The following is a 7363-nucleotide window of genomic DNA, read 5'->3' on the forward strand; positions in this document are numbered from 1 at the left end:
TATTTCGCGTATGTGACAGGAACATGTCCGGGGGGTTGACCGCCGAGGTCGGGACTCGTACGGTCGGCTGCACTGCAAGTAGTTGAAAACTTGCAGCAATTCCCTTCAGGGGATCTCCGGGGGTACCCCAGCCCCCCTCAGCAGATCCTTCAACGGAGAAGGACCCCCACCCATGGCCAGTAGAACGCTGTCCGGCGCCCTCGCCCTCGCGGCGGCCGCGTCGGTCGCACTCGCCGTCCCCTCCGGGACCGCACACGCCTCCCCGCCCGGCACCAAGGACGTCACCGCGGTCCTGTTCGAGTGGAACTTCGCCTCGGTCGCGAAGGAGTGCACCGCCACCCTCGGTCCGGCAGGCTACGGCTACGTCCAGGTCTCCCCGCCCGCCGAGCACATACAGGGTTCCCAGTGGTGGACCTCGTACCAGCCGGTGAGCTACCGGATCGCGGGCCGCCTCGGTGACCGTACGGCCTTCAGGAACATGGTCGACACCTGCCATGCGGCGGGTGTGAAGGTCGTCGTGGACACCGTCGTCAACCACATGTCGGCGGGCAGCGGCACCGGCACCGGCACGGGAGGCTCGTCGTACACGAAGTACGACTATCCGGGCCTGTACTCGTCCGCCGACTTCGACGACTGCACCGCCCAGGTCACGAACTACCAGGACCGCTGGAACGTCCAGCACTGCGAACTGGTGGGCCTCGCCGACCTGGACACGGGGGAGGAGCACGTCCGCAGCACTATCGCCGGCTACATGAACGACCTGCTCACCCTGGGCGTGGACGGGTTCCGTATCGACGCCGCCAAGCACATCCCGGCCGCCGACCTGGCCGACATCAAGTCCCGGCTGACCAACCCGTCGGTGTACTGGAAGCAGGAGGTGATCTACGGCGCGGGCGAGGCGGTCCAGCCGGGCGAGTACACGGGCAACGGCGATGTGCAGGAGTTCCGCTACGCCTACGACCTCAAGCGGGTCTTCACTGGGGAGAAGCTGGCGTACCTGACCAACTACGGTGAGGGCTGGGGCTACTTGAGCGGCTCGATCGCCGGAGTCTTCGTGGACAACCACGACACCGAACGCAACGGCTCGACCCTGAACTACAAGAACGGCGCCGACTACACCCTGGCGAACGTCTTCATGCTGGCCTGGCCCTACGGCGCCCCCGACGTCAACTCCGGCTACGAATGGTCCGACGCGGACGCGGGCCCGCCCAACGGCGGCCAGGTGAACGCCTGCTGGCAGAACGGCTGGAAGTGCCAGCACGCCTGGCCGGAGATCAAGTCGATGGTCGCCTTCCGTAACGCCACGCGCGGCCAGGCGGTCACCAAGTGGTGGGACGACGGCAACAACCTCATCGCGTTCGGCCGCGGCAGCAAGGGCTATGTGGTGATCAACCACGAGAGCACGACGGCGGACCGCTGGTTCGAGACCGCGCTGCCCGCCGGTACCTACTGCGATGTGCAGGGCAACCGGACGGTGACGGTGAACGGCAGCGGCTGGTTCCAGGCGTCGGTCGCCCCGAACACCGCCCTCGCCCTCTACGCGGGGAAGTCGAGCTGCTGATCCGCCGGCCAGGCCACCTCCGGCCCGGCGCCCTCCGGCGGATCCACCGGAGGGCGCTCCGTCGTGCCCGGGAGCACGGCCGCGGGGCGGGCGCGAAGTACGCAAGATTGGCTCTGAAAGTCCTTGCCACGAGTTTCATAACTCTTGCTGTAAGCCTTTCTTCGGCGGTACGGTCGCGCGGGCGCCGGGCGACGCAGCCGTCCCGCGGCGCAGGGGTCGGACCCAATCGAGCCGCATTCGCAAGGAGTTCACGCCTGTGATACCGAGATGGCCGGCGCCCCCGAGGCGCCGTACCCCCAGCCGGAGAAGGGTCACGGCCCTCACCGTCACCGCGCTCGCCGCGGCGCTGCTCCCGCCCCTCGCCGCCAGGGCCGAGACGCCGCCCGCGCCCCCGTCCGACGCCCGGCTCGCGGCCGAGCCCACCAGGCACGACGACACCCGCGAACAGTTCTACTTCGTGATGCCGGACCGGTTCGCCAACGGCGACCCGTCCAACGACCGGGGCGGCCTGACCGGTTCACGTCTGGCCACCGGGTACGACCCCACGGACAAGGGTTTCTACCAGGGCGGTGACCTCAAGGGCCTGACGAGGAGGCTCGACTACATCAAGGGGCTGGGCACCACCGCCATCTGGCTGGCCCCCATCTTCAAGAACCAGCCCGTGCAGGGCACCGGGGCCAACGCCTCGGCCGGGTACCACGGTTACTGGATCACCGACTTCACCAAGGTCGACCCGCACTTCGGGACCAACAAGGACCTGGCGAACCTCATCTCCCGGGCGCACGCCAAGGGCATGAAGGTCTTCTTCGACGTCATCACCAACCACACCGCCGACGTCGTCGACTACGAGGGCCAGTCCCACGACTACCTGTCCAAGGGCGCCTTCCCGTACCTGACCAAGGACGGCCGCCCCTTCGACGACGCCGACTACGCGGACGGCACGCGGAGGTTCCCCGCCGTCGGCACGGGCTCCTTCCCGCGCACCCCGGCCATCCCGGCCGAGAAGCGGAACATCAAGGTCCCGTCGTGGCTCAACGACCCGACGATGTACCACAACCGCGGCGACTCGACCTACGCCGGTGAGAACGCCACCTACGGCGACTTCTCCGGCCTCGACGACCTGTGGACCGAGCGTCCCGAGGTCGTCAGCGGTATGGAGAAGATCTACCAGCGCTGGGTGCGGGACTTCGGCGTCGACGGCTTCCGGATCGACACCGTGAAGCACGTGAACATGGAGTTCTGGACGCAGTGGGCCACCGCGCTCGACCGGTACGCCGCCGCGCACGGCCGCAGGAACTTCTTCATGTTCGGCGAGGTCTACTCCGCCGACCCGTCGATCACCTCGCCGTACGTCACCCGGGGCCGCCTGGACGCGACGCTCGACTTCCCGTTCCAGGAGGCGGCCCGCGAGTACGCCTCCCAGGGCGGCAGCGCGCGGAAGCTGGCCTCGGTCTTCGGCGACGACTACAAGTACACGACCGACAAGGCCAACGCATACGAGCAGGTCACCTTCCTCGGCAACCACGACATGGGGCGGATCGGGTACTTCCTGAAGCAGGACGACCCGAAGGCGACCGACGCCGAGCTGCTGAAGAAGGACGGGTTCGCCAACGAGCTGATGTTCCTCAGCCGCGGCAACCCGGTCGTCTACTACGGCGACGAACAGGGCTTCACCGGCTCCGGCGGGGACAAGGACGCCCGCCAGACGATGTTCGCCTCCAAGGTCGCGGACTATCTGGACGACGACGAGATCGGCACCGACCGCACCCACGCGAGCGACTCGTACGACACTGGTGCGCCGCTCTACAAGGAGATCGCCGCTCTCTCCACGCTGCGGAAGCAGAATCCCGCGCTCGCCGACGGTGTCCAGACCCCGCGGTACGCGGCCGACGGCGCCGGTGTCTACGCCTTCTCCCGCACCGGCACCGACGGCATCGAGTACGTCGTCGCCCTCAACAACGCGGACGAGGCGAACACGGCCACCTTCGCGACCGGCTCGGCCGGCATGACCTTCCGGGGGATCTACGGCACGGACGCGTCCCTCAAGAGCGACGCCGACAACAAGGTCACCGTCACCCTCCCGGCCCGGTCCGCCGTCGTGTTCAAGGCCGCCGCGCCGCTCGGCGCGCCCGTCTCCAAGCCGACGATCGCCCTGAAGGCCCCGGACGCGGGCGCCACCGGCACCGTGGAGCTCTCCGCCGACGTCGACGGCGGGCAGCTCGACCGCGTCGTCTTCGCCGCCCAGGTGGGCGACGGCAAGTGGCGGACCCTGGGCTCCGCCGACCACGCGCCGTACAAGGTCACTCAGACCATCGCCAAGGGCGTTCCGGCCGGAACCGCCCTGCGGTACAAGGCGGTTGTGGTCGACTCGGCGGGCAGGACATCGAGCGCGACGGCGGACAGCACCACCGGCACCCCGCCCGCCGCGCCGGTCCCCACCGCCTCCTCCCGCGACTACGCGATCGTCCACTACAAGCGCACCGACGGCGACTACGGCAACTGGGGCCTGTACGCCTGGGGCGACCTCGCCGACGGCGAGGCGACGACCTGGCCGAACAGCCACCCCTTCGTCGGACGGGACGCGTACGGCGCCTTCGCCTACGTCAAGCTCAAGCCCGGCGCGTCCGGCGTCGGCTTCCTCGTCATCGACAAGGACGGGAACAAGGACGTCTCCGCCGACCGCACCATCGACGTCACCAAGACCGGCGAGGTCTGGGTCGAGCAGGGCAAGGAGGCCGTCCTCACCGAGAGGCCGGCGGCCGACTACCCGGCGCCGGACAAGACCAAGGCCGTCATCCACTACCACCGTGCCGACGGGAACTACGACGGCTGGGGCCTGCACGTCTGGACGGGCGCCGCGAACCCCACCGACTGGTCCAGCCCCCTGAAGCCGGTGCGCACCGATGCGTACGGCGCGGTCTTCGAGGTGCCCCTCGCCGACGGTGCCACCAGTCTCAGCTACATCGTCCACAAGAGTGACGAGAAGGATCTGCCCGCCGACCAGTCGCTCGACCTCAAGGCGAACGGCTACGAGGTGTGGCTGCTGAACGGCCAGGAGAAGTACCTGCTGCCGCAGCCCGCGGGCAGCGCTGCCGCCCTGGACCTCACCACCTCCAAGGCGATCTGGATCGACCGGAACACGGTCGCCTGGAACGGTGTCGAGGGCGCTGCCTCCACGCAGCTCCTGGCCTCCCGCGACGGTTCGATCGCCGTGAAGGACGGCACGCTGACGAGCGACGACGAGCGCTGGCTGCGCCTGGAGAAGACCACGCTCACCGACGCGCAGAAGGCGAGATTCCCGCATCTGAAGGACTACACCGCCTGGTCCGTCGACCCGCGCGACCGCGACCGGGTGGGTGACGCGCTGCGCGGTCAGCTCGTCGCCTCCCAGCGGGCCGCGAACGGTGCCGTGCTCGCGGCGACAGGCGTCCAGATCGCCGGCGTACTCGACGACGTGTACCACGCGGCGAAGGCCGTGCTCGGCCCGTCGTTCCGCCACGGCCGTCCCACGCTGGCCGTGTGGGCGCCGACGGCGCAGTCGGTGAAGCTGGACCTGGACGGCTCCACCGTCGCCATGAAGCGTGACGGCACCACCGGGGTGTGGTCCGTCACCGGCCCCGCGTCCTGGAGGAACAAGCCCTACCGGTTCGTCGTGAAGGTGTGGGCGCCCTCCGTCCGGAAGGTGGTCACCAACAAGGTCACCGACCCCTACTCGGTCGCCCTCACCGCCGACTCCGAGCGCAGCCTCGTCGTCGACCTGAACGACCGAGCGCTGGCACCCGGCGGCTGGTCGACCCTCGTCAAGCCCAAGGCCGTACCGCTCCGGGACGCCCAGATCCAGGAGCTGCACATCCGGGACTTCTCCGTCGCGGACAAGACGGTGCCGGCGAAGGACCGGGGCACCTACCTGGCCTTCGCCGACAGGAACGGCGACGGCTCCCGGCATCTGCGCGCGCTGGCGAAGGCGGGCACCTCGTACGTCCACCTGCTGCCGGCCTTCGACATCGCGACGATCCCCGAGAGGAAGTCCGAGCAGGCGACACCCGACTGCGACCTCGCGTCCTACGCCGCCGACTCCGACCGGCAGCAGGCCTGCGTCGCCGCGACCGCCGCGAAGGACGCCTACAACTGGGGCTACGACCCCTACCACTACACGGTCCCGGAGGGCTCGTACGCCACCGATCCGAACGGCACGGCCCGCACCCTCCAGTTCCGGCAGATGGTCAGGGCGCTGAACCAGGACGGCCTCAGGGTCGTGATGGACGTCGTCTACAACCACACCGCGGCGAGCGGCCAGGCCGACACCAGCGTCCTGGACCGGATCGTGCCGGGCTACTACCAGCGGCTCCTCGCCGACGGCTCGGTGGCCAACAGCACCTGCTGCGCGAACACGGCGCCGGAGAACGCCATGATGGGCAAGCTGGTCGTGGACTCCATCGTCACCTGGGCCAAGGAGTACAAGGTCGACGGGTTCCGCTTCGACCTCATGGGCCACCACCCCAAGGCCAACATCCTCGCCGTGCGCAAGGCCCTCGACGCGCTGACCCTCGAGAAGGACGGCGTCGACGGCAAGAAGATCATCCTGTACGGCGAGGGCTGGAACTTCGGCGAGGTCGCCAACGACGCCCGCTTCGTGCAGGCCACCCAGAAGAACATGGCCGGCACCGGTATCGCGACCTTCTCCGACCGCGCCCGTGACGCCGTGCGCGGCGGGAGCCCCTTCGACTCCGACCCGGGCGTCCAGGGCTTCGCGTCCGGTCTGTACACCGACCCGAACTCCTCGGCGGCCAACGGCACCACGGCCGAGCAGAAGACCCGCCTCCTGCACTACCAGGACCTCATCAAGATCGGTCTGACCGGCAACCTCGCCGCGTACCACTTCACCGACGACGACGGCAAGGAGGTCACCGGCGCCGAGGTCGACTACAACGGCTCGCCCGCCGGCTACGCGGACGCGCCCGGCGACGCGCTCGCGTACGCCGACGCGCACGACAACGAGTCGCTGTTCGACGCGCTCACGTACAAGCTGCCGAAGGACACCTCCGCCTCCGCCCGGACCCGGATGCAGGTGCTCGCCATGGCCACGGCCACCCTCTCGCAGGGCCCGTCGCTCTCCCAGGCGGGATCCGACCTGCTGCGCTCCAAGTCCCTGGACCGAAACTCCTTCGACAGCGGCGACTGGTTCAACGCCGTCCACTGGGACTGCCGGGACGGCAACGGCTTCGGCCGGGGACTGCCGATGGCGGCCGACAACCAGTCCAAGTGGTCGTACGTCAAGCCGCTGCTGACCTCGGTCGAGGTGGGCTGCGAGCAGATGGAGGGTGCTTCCGCGGCATACCGGGATCTGCTGCGGATCCGTACCGCCGAGCCCGTCTTCTCCCTCGCCACCGTGGGCCAGGTGCAGTCGAAGCTGTCCTTCCCGCTGTCCGGGAAGAACGAGACCCCCGGTGTGATCACGATGAGACTGGGTGATCTGGTCGTCGTCTTCAACGCGACGCCGACGAAGCAGCAGCAGACGGTGGCGGCCCTCGCCGGGACGGGCTACGCCCTGCACCCGGTGCAGGCCGCGGGCGCGGACCCGGTCGTCAAGACCGCCTCCTATGCGGAGGGATCCGGCACGTTCACCGTTCCCGGGCGCACCGTGGCGGTCTTCTCACGGGCCGCGCGCTAGGGCGCCGGAGTGCGGGGGGGGGGGGGGGGGGGGGGGGGGGGGGGGGGCCCCCCCCCCCCCCCCCCCCCCCCGGGGGGGGGGGGGGGGCGCGGGGGCGCCCCGCGGCCGCCCCCCCCCGCCGCGCCCCCCCC

2 protein-coding genes are annotated in these 7363 nt (G+C 69.6%); both read left to right on the forward strand.

Annotation, left to right across the window (positions count from 1 at the left end):
* Nucleotides 1-172 precede the first annotated feature (172 nt).
* Nucleotides 173-1561 (forward strand): alpha-amylase, encoded by a 1389-nt coding sequence (locus LZ604_RS05725; RefSeq protein WP_234513083.1) that lies wholly within the window; start codon nucleotides 173-175, stop codon nucleotides 1559-1561.
* A 256-nt stretch (nucleotides 1562-1817) separates the two neighbouring features.
* Nucleotides 1818-7232 carry a pullulanase-type alpha-1,6-glucosidase gene (gene pulA, locus LZ604_RS05730; RefSeq protein WP_234513084.1) on the forward strand — a complete coding sequence of 1805 codons (5415 nt, stop codon included), beginning with the start codon at nucleotides 1818-1820 and terminating at the stop codon, nucleotides 7230-7232.
* Nucleotides 7233-7363: the final 131 nt, after the last annotated feature.

The organism is Streptomyces glomeratus (genome assembly GCF_021462825.1).
In the GTDB taxonomy this organism is placed as follows: Bacteria; Actinomycetota; Actinomycetes; order Streptomycetales; family Streptomycetaceae; genus Streptomyces; species Streptomyces glomeratus.